Raw genomic sequence first — 18,301 nt, 5'->3', positions numbered from 1 at the left:
AATTAAGAGTGCAAAATCGGTTGCACTCTTACAAAATTTCTACACCTTTTATACTCTTTTTAGCCAAATTTATCGAAGTTAATTTTTCGGGAAAACTTGCGGTTATTGGTGTTGGCCTTGTCAAGTAAATTTATTTTTTAAAAAACTAGAAAAACACAATATATGGTGTATAATTCACGCATATTTACTACATATAGTGTTTTCATTGGCAATGTGAAAATCCGACTTTATATCGAAAAGCCCATATTTCAATAAAAAATCAATAGCTTTGAATAATACAAAAACTATTAAGGTTGATATAAAAATCATGCTGAGCGCTAACTATTAATGAATATCGAGGAGTATATATGCCCGTAGTAATCAAACGTGATGGCTGTCAAACTGCATTTAATGAGAATCGCATTAAAGATGCTATTATAAGAGCGGCTGTTGCGGCCAATGTTGAGGATCCAGATTATTGTGCTGCTGTTGCTCGCGTTGTTACCAATCAAATGAAGGATCGGGACAGTGTTGATATTAATGAAATTCAAGATATGGTGGAAAATCAGCTCATGTCAGGGCCTTATAAAAAATTGGCCAGAGCTTATATTGAATATCGACATGATCGTGATCGTGCCCGTGAAGAACGTAGCCGTTTGAACCAAGATATTCGCGGTTTAATCGAACAAAGTAACGTCGCCATTTTGAACGAGAATGCCAATAAAGATAGTAAAGTTATTCCAACTCAACGTGATCTACTAGCAGGTATTGTTGCTCGGCATTATGCTAAACAATATTTATTACCTAAAGATATTTCTCATGCTCATGATTGTGGTGAAATTCATTATCATGATCTTGATTATGCGCCATTTTTCCCAATGTTCAATTGTATGTTAATTGATTTAGATGGGATGTTAACCAATGGTTTTAAGATGGGTAATGCTGAAATTGAGCCGCCAAAATCTATTGCCACTGCAACCGCGGTAACCGCTCAAATTATTGCGCAAGTAGCCAGTCATATTTATGGCGGTACCACCATAAATCGAATTGATGAAATTTTAGCAAAATTTGTGACTATCAGTTATCAAAAACATAAAAAAGTTGCCGAAGAATGGGATATTCCAAATCCTGAAGCTTATGCAGAAAGCCGTACCCAAAAAGAGTGTTATGATGCATTTCAATCTCTAGAGTATGAAGTTAATACACTCCATACCGCGAATGGACAAACACCTTTTGTTACTTTTGGTTTTGGTTTAGGAACCTGTTGGGAATCACGATTAATTCAAGAATCGATTCTAAAAGTGCGTATAAAAGGGTTAGGTAAAAATCATAAAACTGCGGTATTCCCGAAATTGGTTTTTGCTATTAAAGATGGTATTAACCATAAGCAAGGAGATGCTAATTATGATATTAAACAATTGGCATTAGAGTGTGCGAGTAAACGTATGTATCCGGATATTTTAAACTACGATAGAGTTGTTGAAGTAACCGGATCATTCAAAACACCAATGGGATGTCGAAGCTTTTTAGGTGTTTATGAAGAAGATGGCCAACAAATTCATGATGGGCGTAACAATTTAGGGGTAATTAGCCTCAATTTACCTCGTATTGCAATTGAAGCTAAAGGTGATGAAGCCCGTTTCTGGGAAATTTTAGATAAACGTTTAAACCTTTGTAAAAAAGCATTAATGACGCGTATTGCTCGTCTTGATGGTGTAAAAGCACGTGTTGCGCCGATTTTATATATGGAAGGCGCATGTGGTGTTCGATTAAAAGAAGATGATAATGTTTCTGAAATCTTCAAAAATGGCCGTGCATCAATCTCTTTAGGTTATATTGGTCTGCATGAAACATTAAATGCACTTTATGGTAACCAAACTCACCCATTTGATAGCGAAACTTTACGTAAAAAAGGTGTGGCAATCGTTGAACACTTAGCCAAAGCTGTCGATCAATGGAAAAAAGAGACTGGCTATGGATTTAGCTTATATAGTACTCCAAGTGAAAATTTATGTGACCGATTCTGCCGTTTAGATACAGCCGAATTTGGTATTATTCCTGGAGTAACTGATAAAGGTTACTATACTAATAGTTTCCACCTTGATGTTGAGAAAAAGGTTAATCCATATGAAAAAATTGAATTTGAAAAACCTTACCCAGCAGTAGCGAGTGGTGGATTCATCTGTTATGGTGAGTATCCTAACATGATTAATAATGTTAAAGCATTAGAAGATGTATGGGATTATAGTTATGCCCGTGTACCTTATTATGGTACCAATACCCCGATTGACGAATGTTATGAATGTGGTTATACCGGTGAGTTCTCCTGTACTAGCAAGGGTTTTGTTTGCCCTAGTTGTGGTAATCATGATTCATCGAAAGTTTCTGTTACTCGCCGTGTTTGTGGATATTTAGGTAGTCCTGATGCTCGTCCATTTAATGCCGGTAAGCAAGAGGAAGTAAAACGTCGGGTTAAACATTTGGATAATGGTCAAATAGGTTAATCAATAATTTTGTCATTATGAATTATCATCGTTATTATCCTGTGGATGTCGTTAATGGCGAAGGGACTCGTTGTACACTTTTTGTAGCAGGCTGTGTACATCAATGCCCTGGCTGTTATAACAAAAGTACATGGGGAATAAACTCTGGTAAGCCATTTACACAATCACTTGAAGATCAAATTATTAAAGATTTACAAGATACCGAAATAAAGCGCCAAGGATTATCACTTTCTGGTGGTGATCCTTTACACCCTCAAAATGTCTCAGCTATTTTAAAACTGGTTAAACGAGTTAAAACTGAATGCATTAATAAAGATATTTGGTTATGGACAGGTTATAAACTTGATGAATTAACCGATGATCAGCAAGCGGTAATTCCTTATATTGATGTATTAATTGATGGAAAATTTGTCCAAGAACTGGCCGATCCTAAACTAGTATGGCGCGGAAGCAGTAATCAAATAATCCATCGTTTCAAATAAATTTACTGTAACTTGTGCAGATTTAACAGATAAGAAATCGCTTCACGATAGTTGATTTCAAGGTTTTCACGACTTGATGATGTAATGTGTAAATCGGTAATCTTGCCATTATCGATCCCATAAACCCAACCATGCAAATTGACTTTTTGACCGCGTTGCCATGCCGATTGAATGATTGTGGAATGTCCTAAGTTATAGATCTGCTCAATTACATTAAGTTCACATAAAATATCCATTCTAATATCAGCAGGGAATTTGCCAAGTAAAGAACTGTTACGAAACCATAAATCTCGAATATGAAGCAACCAATTATTAATCAAACCTAAATCGGGATTTTCAACCGCAGCACGAATGCCACCACAATCTAAATGACCACAGACAATAATATCTTCGATTTTAAGTACATCAACTGCATATTGAACAACCGAAAGGCAATTTAGATCCGTATGAATTACTTGGTTGCCAACATTTCGGTGAACAAACATTTCTCCAGGTTTTAATTTAATCAATTTTTCTGCAGGAACCCTGCTATCAGAACAACCAATCCATAAAAATTTAGGATTTTGTGCAATAGCTAATTGTTTAAAAAATTCAGGATCTTCCTGCTCAATTTTTTCTGACCATTCATGGTTAAAACGAATTAAATCACTTACATCAAACATATATCTATTCCTTATTATATTTAGTTGTGTTAATAATGTTTGTTAATTTTGTATAGCTAAATTGTTTTTACATGCTTAATCTTACTTTTCATTATTAACTTTCGCCATAATGGAGTAGTAAGAATTTTGGCTTTGATTATTTTACTATAGAGCTTTAAACGTAAAGGTATGGTTTTTTGGTAATAATGTTTGTTTGGTTTGGCTATGCCACTATTTAATATTTTGCTTAAAATCTCAGCACTATCAAGTGCATAACTGATTCCTTCTAACGAACTTGCACTAATGAAGCCAGCGGCTTCACCGATTAAAAAAATATTTTCATTGCCGGTATAAAAATCTCGGAAGCGATTTGGATAAATCACAAGACATTTTTCCGTTTTTAACGGTTCTCCAAAAATAAAACCTTGTTTAGTTAACTTTTCTTTTAGTAATTCAAAATTTTGATTGGCGGTTTTTTTCGGGAACGCACCGCCAAAAATGAAATATCCATCTTTAGAAATGCTCCATGCATAGCAATTAGTCGATTCATTATCAAAAATACAAGAATAAAAAGGACGTTGATGTTTTTCTGCAAACCATTGTTGAATGGCAACATATTGCCTGATGGAATGATGAGGATAGCGCATACGTCTAACAACGGAGTTAGCACCATCGGCACCAACTACATATTTAGCGGTTATTTTATACTCTACGTCATATTCATCAGTATAAGTGACTTGATATCCATCGATGACTCTTCTAATTTCTTTGCATAACGTGTTATGTAAAACGTTAACATTGTTTGGAATCAGTGACTTTAACCATAAATCGAATTTATGCCGATCAAAGCTGACATAACTGCGCTGATAATTACGAATTAGTTTAGTTTGAAGATCAATTGTTTTAACACTAAAAATTTGCGGTTCAGTTAATATATCGGCAGGTAAATTTAATTTTTGACGTACAAAAGCTTTTTGGGCGTCGTTAGCTAATAAACCACCACAAGGTTTATGAAAGCCTTCATTACCCGTTTGATGTTTTTTATCCAATGCAATAATTTTAAAAGAGGAATTAAGTAAACGTGCAAGTGTACTACCAGCAGGTCCAAGTCCAATGATTGCAATATCGTAGTCCATATTTTTGTATTGTATGTTTTAACAGGTTGAAAACCGCTCATTCTATCATATTTGATAAAAAGGCAGTTAATAGTAAAATTGATGATTTATCACATTTTATTAAAATGTTTGAGAAAAAAGAGAGCACCGCAGCTAACTAATTAACTGGCGGCAGTTTGCAAAAATGCCTTATTCAATTCCTCAAACGGTAATGTTCGGCTGATCACCACTAAGCGAGATATTTTTTCTGAAGCTTGTTGCCAAGGAGAACCATAATCAAAACCGACAATTTTATGGACACCTTGAACGATTAATCTTTGGTTATTGTCTTGAATTGCAAGAATGCCTTTATAGCGCAACATATCATTGCCATATTTTTCAACTAAATTTTCCATAAATGAACCTATTTTTTTTAAATCAAGTTCTCCTGCTTCAAAATAATAAGAACAGATATCATCATTCCAGGATAAGGTTTGATAGGGAATTGTTTTAAATTTAGTTTCTAATTGTTTTGTTGGATCAACGATAAAAAAACCTTTATTAAGAACTAACTCTTCATCTAAATCAAAAGCATGAATATCTAACCATTGTGATTTGGCAATTTTCCCATTAATCGCTTGATAGATAGCTGCTTTACTATTGATTTTTTGAAGGCGATTTATAATTTCAATTTGTTGTTGTTCAGTTATACAATCAGTTTTAGATAAAATAATTCGATCGGCAAAACCTATTTGAGAAACAGCAACTCGATGTTCATTTAAATGCTGCAAAATATGCTGACAATCAACAATAGTAATAATCGCATCAAGTCTAATGGCTTGTCTAATTAGCTCATCAATAAAAAAAGTTTGAATAATTGGTGCCGGGTCAGCGAGTCCAGTGGTTTCGATAATAAGCCGATCAAATTGCAATTTACCTGCTTGCCTTTCTGCATATAATTGATGAAGGGCCTTGGTCAATTCTCCTTGCACTGTACAACAAATGCAGCCATTAGTCATTTCAACCACTTGGATATTATGATTTGGTATAAGTAAGTTGCTATCGAGGTTTACCGAGCCAAATTCATTTTCAATAATCATTATTTTTTCATGGTGATTATTTTCGAGCAGGTAATTGATGAGAGTGGTTTTCCCTGAACCCAGAAATCCGGTTAATAAAGTGACAGGTAATAATGATGTAATATCTTGAGTCATACATTATCTCTTTATATTTAACAACATTTAAAGCCACCTTTGCCACTATAACGAGCATCCTGTCGTTCTTTAAAAAACTCTTCATAAGTCATAGGAGTCTGTTCAGGATGGGTCAGTTTCATATGTTGAACATAAGTATCGTAATCGGGAATCCCAACCATAAGCTTGGCAGCTTGGCCTAAATATTTTCCTGCTTTAGCGATTGAGTCAAACATACTTCTCTCTTTTATTAAATATTAAACAAATCAGTTAGGATGAATTTGATTTTTAACCAGATGATATTTTGAAAATATCCGTCTCACTATAAATGCCGATGTGAAACGAGTCAATCTTTGATTAACAATAATTTTAATCTAGTTTGTTAAATTAAAATTAAGATAAAAAAGAGCAATATTAAATAATTGCAATTGTTCTGGGTGATAGTAAAGATAATTCGATCATTATGTTTGAATAAAATTCATTTATCTATTAGTAAATAACTTCTATAATGTTGCCCATTTGAAATGAATAAGAGTTAATAATGGAAAAGTTTCATGTTACAGGCCCGACTTCGTTAAACGGAGAAGTTGTTATTTCTGGCGCTAAAAATGCGGCGCTACCCATTTTATTTGCTGCGATTTTGGCTGAAAAACCAGTCGAATTACAAAATGTTCCTAAATTAAAAGATATCGATACTACACTGGAACTGCTTGCGCAATTGGGCGTGAAATACCAACGTAATGGCTCTATTCATCTTGATGCAGGACAGATTAATAACTATTGTGCACCGTATGAACTAGTTAAAACTATGCGGGCTTCAATTTGGGCTTTAGGTCCGTTAGTTGCGCGATTTGGTCAAGGTCAGGTCTCATTGCCGGGAGGATGTGCTATAGGTGCAAGGCCAGTTGATTTGCATATTACTGGTTTACAACAGTTGGGCGCAACAATTACCTTAGATGAAGGTTATGTTAAAGCGTCAGTTGATGGTCGCTTAAAAGGTGCTCATATTGTAATGGATAAGGTTAGTGTTGGTGCAACAGTCACTATTATGTGTGCAGCAACGTTAGCTGAAGGTAAAACGATAATTGAAAATGCAGCGTGTGAGCCAGAAATTGTTGATACAGCAAAATTTTTAAATATGCTAGGTGCTAAAATTAGCGGTGCTGGTACTATGCGTATTGAAATTGAAGGCGTTACTAATCTTGGTGGTGGCGTACACGAAGTGGTTTCTGATCGCATTGAAACAGGAACCTTTTTGGTTGCTGCTGCTATTTCACGCGGTAAAATAACTTGCCGTAAAACAGATCCCAATTTACTTGATGCCGTATTATCAAAATTGAAAGAAGCCGGTGCTAATATTGAAATAGGTGAAGATTGGATTTGCTTAGATATGCAAAATAAACGCCCTAAAGCTGTCAATATTCACACCGCTCCTCATCCGGGGTTTCCAACTGATATGCAAGCCCAGTTTTCATTATTAAACATGGTGGCAGAAGGAACCGGAATTATTAAAGAAACGATTTTTGAAAATCGCTTTATGCATGTGCCTGAACTTATTCGTATGGGGGCTCATGGTGAAATTGAAGGTAATACCTTGATTACTCACGGAGTTGAAAAACTTAGCGGTACTCAAGTAATGGCAACAGATTTACGTGCTTCTGCAAGTTTAGTTCTAGCTGGATGCATAGCCGAAGGTTCAACAATTGTTGATCGTATTTACCATATTGATCGTGGTTATGATAATATTGAAGACAAATTGAGAAAATTAGGCGCAAATATCGAACGTGTAAAATAGTGCCGTGTTTAACGTTATTTAAATATAGTTAATAGCTAGAACGGAGTGTAATATGACAAAGCAAGCATTAGTTTTCTTATCAAATGGCTGTGAGGAAACCGAAGCGGTTATAACTATTGATCTATTAACACGAGCTGGAATTAAAGTTACCTACGCCAGTATCACTGAAGATAAAAAAGTTGAATGTTCTCGTGGTGTTACTATTTTAGCCGAAAAAACATTTTCAGAAGTTGACAATCTTGATTTTGATGTGATTATTTTACCTGGCGGATTAACTGGTGCTGAAAACTTTCGGGACTCGCAACAATTAATCAAAAAATTAAAACAAGCACATCAAGCTGGGGTTGTCATTGCTGCTATTTGTGCAACACCAGCAATGGTTTTGCAACATCACAATTTATTCCCAAATGCTTATATGACTGGTTATCCAACGACCAAAGATACAATTAAAAATTGGAAATCGGATAGAGCTTATTTTGATGCTCAATATAAACTTATCACCAGTCAAGGCCCTGGAACTTCTATTGATTTTGCCTTAAAAATAATTGAAGTTCTGTTAGATAAAAAGGCGGCGGCTGAAGTAGCTGCACAATTGGTGCTTCCACAAGGGATAGAATCCTACCAATAAATAGGTAACAAATGTCAAAATCGCATTTGTACGAAAAATTAATTAAAAGGGCAACATTATGTGCCGTTTTAATTTCTGTTTTCCTTATTATTATCAAATTACTTACCTGCTGGTTTACTGGCTCAATGAGTTTATTTGCCTCGCTTTTAGATTCGAGTATTGATTTGCTGGCATCTGGGCTTAACTTCTTCTTAGTCCGTTATGCATTGAAACCAGCTGATGATGATCATACTTTTGGTCACGGAAAAGCCGAATCGTTAGCCGCATTAGCGCAAAGTACCTTTATTATTGGTTCAGCGACCATTTTGTTACTTTCTAGTATCAAATCAATTATTCATCCTACTATGATAAAGTCACCTTTATTAGGTATTAGCGTATCTATCATTTCGGTTATTGTGACAGGTATATTAGTTTTATATCAAAAGCATGTTATAAAAGAGACAAGTAGCAAAGCGATAGAAGCAGATATGTTACATTACTCTTCAGATATGTTTATGAACATTGCGGTTATTATGGCGCTATTTTTAAGTTGGTATGGGATCACTTATGCTGACGCCTGCTTTGCATTTTTTATTGCGCTATATATTTTTTATAACGCTTGTAAAATAGCTTATGGTGCAATTCAAGACTTGTTAGATAAGGCTTTACCAGAAAGTGATAATCAGAAAATCAGTGATATTGTTTCCTCTTATGTAAATGTGCGTGGTTTCCATGATTTGAAGACTAGACAAGCCGGGCCAGTAAAATTTATACAATTACATCTTGAATTAGATGATGACATGCCTTTAATAAAAGCCCATGCAGTTGCAGATGCAATTGAAAAACATATCTCTCGAGAATTTGCCCCGGCAACAGTGATTATCCATCAAGATCCTGTTTCTGTTGTTCCCCTAGAAATGAAGCAGTAGAAAAACTATTCAAAATAGTCCCTAAACTTTATATTGTTAGTTAATAATTATGACTTTATAATAGCCAAAGGTTTATAAATTGGAGTTATTTTTTATGATAAAAAAAATAGGTATTTTAACCAGTGGTGGTGATGCCCCAGGGATGAATGCAGCTATTCGTGGCGTTGTGAGAACCGCGTTAACTGAAGGTCTAGAGGTTTTCGGTATCTATGATGGTTATTTGGGACTTTGTGAAGATCACATTGTTAAGTTAGATCGCGCTAGTGTTTCAGATATTATCACCCGCGGTGGGACATTTTTAGGATCAGCGAGGTTTCCTGAATTCAAAGATCAAGAAGTTAGAAAAAAAGGGATCGCGAATTTAAAGAAACATCAAATTGATGCCTTAGTGGTTATTGGTGGTGATGGTTCATATATGGGAGCTATGCGATTAACTGAAGAAGGTTTTCCATGCGTAGGTTTACCTGGCACCATTGATAATGACATTCGTGGAACTGACTATACTATTGGTTATTTCACTGCATTAAGCACAGTTGTTGAATCTATAGATAGATTAAGAGACACTTGTTCTTCACATCATCGAATTTCTGTGATTGAGATCATGGGCCGTGATTGCGGTGATTTGACATTAAGTGCATCAGTGGCTGGTGGTTGTGAATTTATGATCATCCCTGAAGTTTCTTATACTAAAGAAGACTTAATTGAAGAGATAAAATTAGGTTTTGAGAAAGGTAAAAAACATGCAATTGTGACTGTTACGGAGCATATGTGTGATGTAAATCAATTAGCGAAGGATATTGAAGCAGCTGTTCATCATGAAACTCGAGCAACAATTCTGGGGCATGTACAACGCGGTGGTTCACCTGTGCCTTATGACCGAATTTTAGGTTCGCGAATGGGTGCTTATGCTGTTGAATTACTTATTAATGGTCATGCTGGACGTTGTGTTGGTATCCAAAATGGTAAATTAGTGCATCATGATATTATTGATGCTATCAATAATATGAAAAGACCATTTGATATGGATCTTTACAATACTGCGAAACGTTTATTCTAAAAATTGTACTATTGATAATCTAATAAGATGTGAATAATTGGTAATACTATGGTTTGAACTTGGTATAACTATTGTTCACATTATTAATTTTATAAAAAACTTTAAAATCGAATAATTTCAAAAGTAATTTCTTCTTATTTTTAACGAATTTCGCTGAAAAATCATACCAATTATTGAGGGATTTTATGACATTACAGTATAAGCAAGATAACGATCGTTTCTATGTGTGTAATGATAATAATCAAGAAATAGCTGAAATGACGTTTACTCGAATTGGCCAAGATAAAGCAACCATCAATCATACTTATACTGATCCTAATTATCGTGGACAAGGAATTGCAGATAAGTTACTTGAGCTTGTGGTAAAAGTATTAGTGCAAGAAAAACGCGAAATTATACCTTTATGTTCTTTTGCTGCCAGTAAATTAGCTAATTAATTGAGTTTATATCGTATAAGTATTTGTAATTTATCTATAAATATGTCAAGCAATATTTTCAGTAATTTCTAAAATAATACTAGTTTTTATCTAATGATTTTATGCTAATGTATAACAAATTTTTTTGTTATATTTTGATAACTGAAATGACAACAGTAAGACCCCAAAAAATCCATTCTATTCATTTATTACGTGGCGTAGCCATTATCATGATTGTTTTTAGCCATTGTTTAGGTGTATTTAAAAATAGTCATTTAATAGCTAATAGTTATTTATTTTCTTTTTTAAATTTATTTGCTTTTAATTTTACAACCTTCTTCGTGTTAATTGCAGGTTTTTTATTTCAGCATTTAACGTATAAATATGATGTAAAAGGATATTATTTATCTAAATTTAAAACGGTAGTATGCCCTTATATTTCTGTATCAATATTTTGTTTTTTATATTTCCATTATCAATACTTGTCCAGATTACCTGTTTTCTCGCTAACCGAGCCTAGCTCTAGTATGTCAATTGTTAAAATGATGTTGACCGGAACCCAGCTTTTACCACTGTGGTTTATGCCGATGATTATCATTATTTTTGCAATTAGTCCTTTATTGTATAAATGGTCAAAAAAGAGTTTGATTGTCATTGGATTAGTCTCGATGTTTTGGGTGGTAATGTTCACTAAACCTGATTATAAACAACCTTTATTAAATTTATTGCATTATGGACCGGTATATTTAACCGGCATGATGATAAAACAGAATTATGAAAAAATTATGAAACTAGTTAAAGAAAATTTGGCTCTAGTTATATTTTTCTTTGGTTTATGTCTTTTTATTCCATTTGCTTATCGTTATGTTGATTATCTTGGTGTTGAAAGACTTTATTATGATACATTACAAAAAATTATTTTATTTATTTTAGCGCTTTATTTTTTAGATGGTTTGAACCATAAAAATAATGAAGGTGGAATATATAAATTTTTTTCATATCTGGCCAATGTCAGTTTTCCAATCTACTTTATTCACCAAATTATAGTATTATTTTTAGAACAGCAGTTAATTAACTCTCCTTTTGGTTACATTATTAAAACGGATAATGGTCAATTGGCGTCGGTTGGTGCCATAAGCTTTTTAATCTGTACGTTAACTATAAGTATTTTTATTGCTAATGCCATTAAATTTGTATTTAAAGATAAAGCAAAATATTTAATTGGTGGTAATCGTTAATTTCTCAATAGCCATAGTTGTACGTTTTTTAGATAAAACATTTAAGTTTTTTATGGTTGAAAGTATCAATAAATGTGACAGACATCAAAGTTTTATTTTTTTTTAATGTTTATAATAAGATATCTATCTTTATCACATATATATTAACGATGTTACTGAACAAATAAAAAACAAACGATATTTTAAGTGTTATTTTTCACTTGCCAAAAAAAATGAAGTGCCTATAATGCGCATCCACTGACACGGCGTCAGCGATAAGCAGACAAAACGAGTGTTAGTGAGCAAGGTCAAAAATTTTTAAAAAAGATCTTGACGAATGAAAAAGTGTAGCGTAGTATACGCAGCCCTTGAGGCAGCAAACTAAAACAAGAAATTGTGAAGTTAATTAATAAGCTGTCAGCTCTTTAAAAAGAAGAAACAGACAATCTGTGTGGGCACTTGCGAGACGAAAAATTAAAAGTCTACGGACTAAAAAAATTAAGTCTTGATAAGTGACACTGAAGATTCATTTGAATTATGTCAGAGACAGTTATTGAGCATCAAACTTTAAATTGAAGAGTTTGATCATGGCTCAGATTGAACGCTGGCGGCAGGCTTAACACATGCAAGTCGAACGGTAACATGAGTGCTTGCACTTGATGACGAGTGGCGGACGGGTGAGTAAAGTATGGGGATCTGCCGAATGGAGGGGGACAACAGTTGGAAACGACTGCTAATACCGCATAAAGTTGAGAGACCAAAGCATGGGACCTTCGGGCCATGCACCATTTGATGAACCCATATGGGATTAGCTAGTTGGTAGGGTAAAGGCTTACCAAGGCGACGATCTCTAGCTGGTCTGAGAGGATGACCAGCCACACTGGAACTGAGACACGGTCCAGACTCCTACGGGAGGCAGCAGTGGGGAATATTGCACAATGGGGGAAACCCTGATGCAGCCATGCCGCGTGTATGAAGAAGGCCTTCGGGTTGTAAAGTACTTTCGGTAATGAGGAAGGTGATGTATCGAATAGGTGCATCAATTGACGTTAATTACAGAAGAAGCACCGGCTAACTCCGTGCCAGCAGCCGCGGTAATACGGAGGGTGCGAGCGTTAATCGGAATGACTGGGCGTAAAGGGCATGTAGGCGGATAATTAAGTTAGGTGTGAAAGCCCTGGGCTCAACCTAGGAATTGCACTTAAAACTGGTTAACTAGAGTATTGTAGAGGAAGGTAGAATTCCACGTGTAGCGGTGAAATGCGTAGAGATGTGGAGGAATACCGGTGGCGAAGGCGGCCTTCTGGACAGATACTGACGCTGAGATGCGAAAGCGTGGGGAGCAAACAGGATTAGATACCCTGGTAGTCCACGCTGTAAACGATGTCGATTTGGAGTTTGTTGCCCTGAGTGATGGGCTCCGAAGCTAACGCGATAAATCGACCGCCTGGGGAGTACGGCCGCAAGGTTAAAACTCAAATGAATTGACGGGGGCCCGCACAAGCGGTGGAGCATGTGGTTTAATTCGATGCAACGCGAAGAACCTTACCTGGTCTTGACATCCACAGAATCTTGCAGAGATGCGAGAGTGCCTTCGGGAACTGTGAGACAGGTGCTGCATGGCTGTCGTCAGCTCGTGTTGTGAAATGTTGGGTTAAGTCCCGCAACGAGCGCAACCCTTATCCTTTGTTGCCAGCGGTTCGGCCGGGAACTCAAAGGAGACTGCCGTTGATAAAGCGGAGGAAGGTGGGGACGACGTCAAGTCATCATGGCCCTTACGACCAGGGCTACACACGTGCTACAATGGCGTATACAAAGGGAGGCGACCTCGCGAGAGCAAGCGGACCTCATAAAGTACGTCTAAGTCCGGATTGGAGTCTGCAACTCGACTCCATGAAGTCGGAATCGCTAGTAATCGTGAATCAGAATGTCACGGTGAATACGTTCCCGGGCCTTGTACACACCGCCCGTCACACCATGGGAGTGGGTTGCACCAGAAGTAGATAGCTTAACCGCAAGGAGGGCGTTTACCACGGTGTGGTCCATGACTGGGGTGAAGTCGTAACAAGGTAACCGTAGGGGAACCTGCGGTTGGATCACCTCCTTACGAAGAGCTCGTAAGTGTTCACACAGATTGTTTGTTTAGAAAGAGTCACTTTATTGGGTCTGTAGCTCAGGTGGTTAGAGCGCACCCCTGATAAGGGTGAGGTCGGTGGTTCAAGTCCACTCAGACCCACCAATTCGACTGCTTAAGCGGATAGCTTGATTAGTTGATGAAGTGAGACAATGGGGCTATAGCTCAGCTGGGAGAGCGCCTGCCTTGCACGCAGGAGGCCAGCGGTTCGATCCCGCTTAGCTCCACCATTAAAGAAGTCTCTTTTATTATATATAAATTATGTTTGTATTTATTTGATATTCGAATGAATAGAAAGATAAAGCTCTTTAACAATTAGGAACAAGCTGAAAGAAACGAGTTCTCGTTTTTATGGCAAATTGATGTATGAAAATATATTAGTTTGAGATAAGAAAGAGAAGAAAGCGTAATTAAAACCAAGACAACTGTGAGTTGTAAGGTTAAGAAATTAAGCGTACACGGTGGATGCCTAGGCAATCAGAGGCGATGAAGGACGTGTTAATCTGCGAAAAGCAACGGTAAGTCGATAAAAGGCGCTATAACCGTTGATGTCCGAATGGGGAAACCCAGTGCAGGCGACTGCACTATCATCTGATGAATACATAGTCAGATGAGGCGAACCGGGAGAACTGAAACATCTAAGTACCCCGAGGAAAAGAAATCAACCGAGATTCCCTAAGTAGCGGCGAGCGAAAGGGGAGGAGCCCAAGCGGGTAGCATATTGTGTTAGTGGAAGCGTCTGGAAAGTCGCACGATAGAGGGTGAAAGTCCCGTACACGAAGATGCATTATGTGGAAGCTTATAGAGTAGGGCGGGACACGTGATATCCTGTCTGAAGATGGGGGGACCATCCTCCAAGGCTAAATACTCCTGATTGACCGATAGTGAACCAGTACCGTGAGGGAAAGGCGAAAAGAACCCCGGGAGGGGAGTGAAATAGACCCTGAAACCGTGTACGTACAATCAGTGGGAGCTGTTACCATTAGGTAATAGTGACTGCGTACCTTTTGTATAATGGGTCAGCGACTTATATTCTGTAGCAAGGTTAACCGAATAGGGGAGCCGAAGGGAAACCGAGTATTAACTGTGCGTTAAGTTGCAGGGTATAGACCCGAAACCCGGTGATCTAGCCATGGGCAGGTTGAAGGTTGGTTAACACTAACTGGAGGACCGAACCGACTAATGTTGAAAAATTAGCGGATGACCTGTGGCTGGGGGTGAAAGGCCAATCAAACCGGGAGATAGCTGGTTCTCCCCGAAAGCTATTTAGGTAGCGCCTCATGAGTAACTGTTGGGGGTAGAGCACTGTTTCGGCTAGGGGGCCATCCCGGCTTACCAACCCGATGCAAACTCCGAATACTGACAAGTTTAATCATGGGAGACACACGGCGGGTGCTAACGTTCGTCGTGAAGAGGGAAACAACCCAGACCGCCAGCTAAGGTCCCAAAGTCATAGTTAAGTGGGAAACGAAGTGGGAAGGCTTAGACAGCTAGGATGTTGGCTTAGAAGCAGCCATCATTTAAAGAAAGCGTAATAGCTCACTAGTCGAGTCGGCCTGCGCGGAAGATGTAACGGGGCTAAAACTATGCACCGAAGCTGCGGCAGTGCACGAAAGTGTGTTGGGTAGGGGAGCGTTCTGTAAGCCGTTGAAGGTGTATTGTGAGGTATGCTGGAGGTATCAGAAGTGCGAATGCTGACATAAGTAACGATAAAGCGGGTGAAAAGCCCGCTCGCCGGAAGACCAAGGGTTCCTGTCCAACGTTAATCGGGGCAGGGTGAGTCGACCCCTAAGGAGAGGCCGAAGGGCGTATCTGATGGGAAACGGGTTAATATTCCCGTACTGGCTATAACTGCGATGGGGGGACGAAGAAGGCTAGGTTTACCACCTATTGGATGGTGGGTTAAACGTGTAGGGGTGTGATTAGGCAAATCCGGTCACTAAGACTCTGAGGCGTGACGACGAGGCACTAAGGTGCTGAAGTAATTGATGCCCTGCTTCCAGGAAAATCCTCTAAGCTTCAGGTTATAGTTAATCGTACCCGAAACCGACACAGGTGGTCAGGTAGAGAATACTAAGGCGCTTGAGAGAACTCGGGTGAAGGAACTAGGCAAAATGGTGCCGTAACTTCGGGAGAAGGCACGCTGATGGTAATTGAAGTCCCACGCGGATGGAGGTGAAATCAGTCGAAGATACCAGCTGGCTGCAACTGTTTAATAAAAACACAGCACTGTGCAAACACGAAAGTGGACGTATACGGTGTGACGCCTGCCCGGTGCTGGAAGGTTAATTGATGGGGTTATGCGTAAGCAGAAGCTCTTGATCGAAGCCCCAGTAAACGGCGGCCGTAACTATAACGGTCCTAAGGTAGCGAAATTCCTTGTCGGGTAAGTTCCGACCTGCACGAATGGCGTAATGATGGCCAGGCTGTCTCCACCCGAGACTCAGTGAAATTGAACTTGCCGTGAAGATGCGGTGTACCCGTGGCAAGACGGAAAGACCCCGTGAACCTTTACTATAGCTTGACAGTGAACATTGAGCCTTAATGTGTAGGATAGGTGGGAGACTAAGAAGTGTGTACGCCAGTATGCATGGAGTCAACCTTGAAATACCACCCTTTAATGTTTGATGTTCTAACCTATACTTCTGAATCGAGGTAAGGGACACTGTCTGGTGGGTAGTTTGACTGGGGCGGTCTCCTCCCAAAGAGTAACGGAGGAGCACGAAGGTTAGCTAATCCTGGTCGGACATCAGGAGGTTAGTGCAATGGCAAAAGCTAGCTTGACTGCGAGAGTGACGGCTCGAGCAGGTACGAAAGTAGGTCATAGTGATCCGGTGGTTCTGAATGGAAGGGCCATCGCTCAACGGATAAAAGGTACTCCGGGGATAACAGGCTGATACCGCCCAAGAGTTCATATCGACGGCGGTGTTTGGCACCTCGATGTCGGCTCATCACATCCTGGGGCTGAAGTAGGTCCCAAGGGTACGGCTGTTCGCCGTTTAAAGTGGTACGCGAGCTGGGTTTAGAACGTCGTGAGACAGTTCGGTCCCTATCTGCCATGGGCGTAGGAAAATTGAGAGGGTTTGCTTCTAGTACGAGAGGACCGAAGTGAACGCACCGCTGGTGTTCGGGTTGTGATGCCAATTGCATTGCCCGGTAGCTACGTGCGGAATAGATAAGTGCTGAAAGCATCTAAGTACGAAACTAGCCTCGAGATGAGTTTTCCCTGATGAGAATCAGTAAGGTCCGTTTGAGACTAAGACGTAGATAGGTCAGGTGTGTAAGTGTAGTGATACATTGAGCTAACTGATACTAATGAACCGAGAGTCTTAACCTTACAACTCGGAGTTGTTTTGGATACGCGAAGATAGATATTGATTATGAGATAATCAAACAGTTTGTTCCGGATTGAGCGATTGTTGTGGATATGAGATAATGCGCAGCAATTGGAAGAAGAGAAGACAGGATATGTCTGGCGGTAATAGCGCGGTGGTCCCACCTGACCCCATGCCGAACTCAGAAGTGAAACGCCGTAGTGCCGATGGTAGTGTGGGTATTACCCATGTGAGAGTAGGGTGCCGCCAGACTTTTAATTTATTATATACACACCAAATACGGTGGAGCGGTAGTTCAGTTGGTTAGAATACCTGCCTGTCACGCAGGGGGTCGCGGGTTCGAGCCCCGTCCGTTCCGCCACCTTATCTAGGGGCGTAGTTCAATTGGTAGAGCACCGGTCTCCAAAACCGGGTGTTGGGAGTTCGAGACTCTCCGCCCCTGCCAAAAAAATGATGTTTTTGCTTTAATTTTAGTCATTTGTTCAAATTTATCTATATAAATAAGAAAATTTTGTTTACAGATTAACTTTGTCAATTATAATTCCCGCCCAAGTACTTTTATAATCTAGAGGATATAACATGACTGAAAGTTTTGTAAGTCAACAACGTTTTTTTGATAACAAGAATTATCCAAGAGGATTTTCTCGTCACGGTGATTTTACTATCAAAGAGGCCCAGATCTTAGAAAAATATGGTTGTGCTTTTAGAGATCTTGATACAGAAACTAAAAAGCCAGCTACTCCAGAAGAAAAATCTTTTGTTGCAGTTTGTAAAGGGAAAAAGGAACCTACTACTGATTATGAAAAGGCATGGTTAAAGTACCTTTCTAAAATCAACAAACCAAAACGTTTCCACACATTATCGGGTGGAAAACCTCAAGTTGATGTGGGTGATGACTTTGTCGATACTGATGATTAA

13 protein-coding genes, 4 tRNA genes and 3 rRNA genes are annotated in these 18,301 nt (G+C 38.5%); 16 read left to right on the top strand and 4 right to left on the bottom strand.

All coding sequences use genetic code 11. The features are described from left to right. Positions 1–347: 347 nt before the first annotated feature. Complete coding sequence (gene nrdD / locus AC5LXV_RS16205; RefSeq protein ID WP_493467030.1) at positions 348–2,483, top strand: anaerobic ribonucleoside-triphosphate reductase; 2,136 nt, start codon at positions 348–350, stop codon at positions 2,481–2,483. Between the two features lie 17 nt (positions 2,484–2,500). Next, the gene (gene nrdG / locus AC5LXV_RS16200; protein WP_493460954.1) at positions 2,501–2,965 is read left to right on the top strand and encodes an anaerobic ribonucleoside-triphosphate reductase-activating protein; all 465 of its coding nucleotides are present in this window, start codon (positions 2,501–2,503) and stop codon (positions 2,963–2,965) included. Between the two features lie 2 nt (positions 2,966–2,967). On the opposite strand, the gene can is transcribed toward nrdG, so the two are convergent. The 4 genes from can to AC5LXV_RS16180 all read right to left on the bottom strand — a co-directional run bounded on the left by can (position 2,968) and on the right by AC5LXV_RS16180 (position 6,129). After that, complete coding sequence (can, locus tag AC5LXV_RS16195) at positions 2,968–3,627, bottom strand: carbonate dehydratase (RefSeq protein ID WP_493452542.1); 660 nt, start codon at positions 3,625–3,627, stop codon at positions 2,968–2,970. A gap of 56 nt (positions 3,628–3,683) precedes the next feature. Beyond that, the gene (locus AC5LXV_RS16190; RefSeq protein ID WP_493467029.1) at positions 3,684–4,742 is read right to left on the bottom strand and encodes an FAD-binding protein; all 1,059 of its coding nucleotides are present in this window, start codon (positions 4,740–4,742) and stop codon (positions 3,684–3,686) included. Positions 4,743–4,882: 140 nt separating this feature from the next. Then, positions 4,883–5,914: a CobW family GTP-binding protein gene (locus tag AC5LXV_RS16185; RefSeq protein WP_493467028.1), complete on the bottom strand. Its 1,032-nt coding sequence runs from the start codon at positions 5,912–5,914 to the stop codon at positions 4,883–4,885. Between the two features lie 17 nt (positions 5,915–5,931). After that, positions 5,932–6,129 carry a YbdD/YjiX family protein gene (locus AC5LXV_RS16180; protein WP_034883017.1) on the bottom strand — a complete coding sequence of 66 codons (198 nt, stop codon included), beginning with the start codon at positions 6,127–6,129 and terminating at the stop codon, positions 5,932–5,934. 305 nt (positions 6,130–6,434) lie between these two features. On the opposite strand from AC5LXV_RS16180, the gene murA reads away from it, so the two are divergent. From murA to AC5LXV_RS16110, 14 genes are all read left to right on the top strand, one after another. Then, a complete protein-coding gene (gene murA, locus AC5LXV_RS16175; protein ID WP_110432499.1) occupies positions 6,435–7,688 on the top strand; it encodes a UDP-N-acetylglucosamine 1-carboxyvinyltransferase in 1,254 nt (417 codons plus the stop codon). 52 nt (positions 7,689–7,740) lie between these two features. After that, complete coding sequence (locus AC5LXV_RS16170; protein WP_493467027.1) at positions 7,741–8,316, top strand: DJ-1 family glyoxalase III; 576 nt, start codon at positions 7,741–7,743, stop codon at positions 8,314–8,316. 11 nt (positions 8,317–8,327) lie between these two features. After that, positions 8,328–9,224 carry a cation diffusion facilitator family transporter gene (locus AC5LXV_RS16165; RefSeq protein WP_493467026.1) on the top strand — a complete coding sequence of 299 codons (897 nt, stop codon included), beginning with the start codon at positions 8,328–8,330 and terminating at the stop codon, positions 9,222–9,224. Positions 9,225–9,318: 94 nt separating this feature from the next. Next, positions 9,319–10,281 carry a 6-phosphofructokinase gene (gene pfkA / locus AC5LXV_RS16160; protein ID WP_493467025.1) on the top strand — a complete coding sequence of 321 codons (963 nt, stop codon included), beginning with the start codon at positions 9,319–9,321 and terminating at the stop codon, positions 10,279–10,281. 173 nt (positions 10,282–10,454) lie between these two features. Further along, positions 10,455–10,718, top strand: a complete 264-nt coding sequence (locus AC5LXV_RS16155) for a GNAT family N-acetyltransferase (RefSeq protein ID WP_493467024.1) — start codon at positions 10,455–10,457, stop codon at positions 10,716–10,718. Between the two features lie 146 nt (positions 10,719–10,864). Further along, positions 10,865–11,935: an acyltransferase gene (locus tag AC5LXV_RS16150; protein WP_493467023.1), complete on the top strand. Its 1,071-nt coding sequence runs from the start codon at positions 10,865–10,867 to the stop codon at positions 11,933–11,935. Between the two features lie 548 nt (positions 11,936–12,483). Beyond that, positions 12,484–14,021 (top strand): 16S ribosomal RNA (locus AC5LXV_RS16145). 55 nt (positions 14,022–14,076) lie between these two features. Beyond that, positions 14,077–14,153: transfer RNA gene (locus AC5LXV_RS16140), tRNA-Ile, on the top strand. 49 nt (positions 14,154–14,202) lie between these two features. Further along, positions 14,203–14,278: transfer RNA gene (locus AC5LXV_RS16135), tRNA-Ala, on the top strand. Positions 14,279–14,486: 208 nt separating this feature from the next. Then, positions 14,487–17,385 (top strand): 23S ribosomal RNA (locus tag AC5LXV_RS16130). 134 nt (positions 17,386–17,519) lie between these two features. Next, a 5S ribosomal RNA gene (gene rrf / locus AC5LXV_RS16125) occupies positions 17,520–17,635 on the top strand. The 16S, 23S and 5S rRNA genes sit together here with 4 tRNA genes alongside, the layout of an rRNA operon. Before the next feature lie 32 nt (positions 17,636–17,667). Further along, positions 17,668–17,744: transfer RNA gene (locus AC5LXV_RS16120), tRNA-Asp, on the top strand. An 8-nt stretch (positions 17,745–17,752) separates the two neighbouring features. After that, positions 17,753–17,828 (top strand) — tRNA-Trp (locus tag AC5LXV_RS16115). Positions 17,829–17,962: 134 nt separating this feature from the next. Beyond that, positions 17,963–18,301, top strand: a complete 339-nt coding sequence (locus tag AC5LXV_RS16110; protein WP_110432513.1) for a MaoP family protein — start codon at positions 17,963–17,965, stop codon at positions 18,299–18,301.

Source organism: Gilliamella sp. LMG 34359, from assembly GCF_984569085.1.
This window is presented reverse-complemented; position numbering and strand designations above follow the sequence as displayed.

What these genes read in the sequence shown, in the direction of transcription:
- pfkA (WP_493467025.1), top strand. Translation starts at nt 9,319, where the DNA reads ATGATAAAAAAAATAGGTATTTTAACCAGTGGTGGTGATGCCCCAGGG.
- AC5LXV_RS16110 (WP_110432513.1), top strand. Translation starts at nt 17,963, where the DNA reads ATGACTGAAAGTTTTGTAAGTCAACAACGTTTTTTTGATAACAAGAAT.
- AC5LXV_RS16190 (WP_493467029.1), bottom strand. Translation starts at nt 4,742, where the DNA reads ATGGACTACGATATTGCAATCATTGGACTTGGACCTGCTGGTAGTACA.
- can (WP_493452542.1), bottom strand. Translation starts at nt 3,627, where the DNA reads ATGTTTGATGTAAGTGATTTAATTCGTTTTAACCATGAATGGTCAGAA.
- AC5LXV_RS16180 (WP_034883017.1), bottom strand. Translation starts at nt 6,129, where the DNA reads ATGTTTGACTCAATCGCTAAAGCAGGAAAATATTTAGGCCAAGCTGCC.
- nrdD (WP_493467030.1), top strand. Translation starts at nt 348, where the DNA reads ATGCCCGTAGTAATCAAACGTGATGGCTGTCAAACTGCATTTAATGAG.
- nrdG (WP_493460954.1), top strand. Translation starts at nt 2,501, where the DNA reads ATGAATTATCATCGTTATTATCCTGTGGATGTCGTTAATGGCGAAGGG.
- AC5LXV_RS16150 (WP_493467023.1), top strand. Translation starts at nt 10,865, where the DNA reads ATGACAACAGTAAGACCCCAAAAAATCCATTCTATTCATTTATTACGT.
- murA (WP_110432499.1), top strand. Translation starts at nt 6,435, where the DNA reads ATGGAAAAGTTTCATGTTACAGGCCCGACTTCGTTAAACGGAGAAGTT.
- AC5LXV_RS16185 (WP_493467028.1), bottom strand. Translation starts at nt 5,914, where the DNA reads ATGACTCAAGATATTACATCATTATTACCTGTCACTTTATTAACCGGA.
- AC5LXV_RS16170 (WP_493467027.1), top strand. Translation starts at nt 7,741, where the DNA reads ATGACAAAGCAAGCATTAGTTTTCTTATCAAATGGCTGTGAGGAAACC.
- AC5LXV_RS16165 (WP_493467026.1), top strand. Translation starts at nt 8,328, where the DNA reads ATGTCAAAATCGCATTTGTACGAAAAATTAATTAAAAGGGCAACATTA.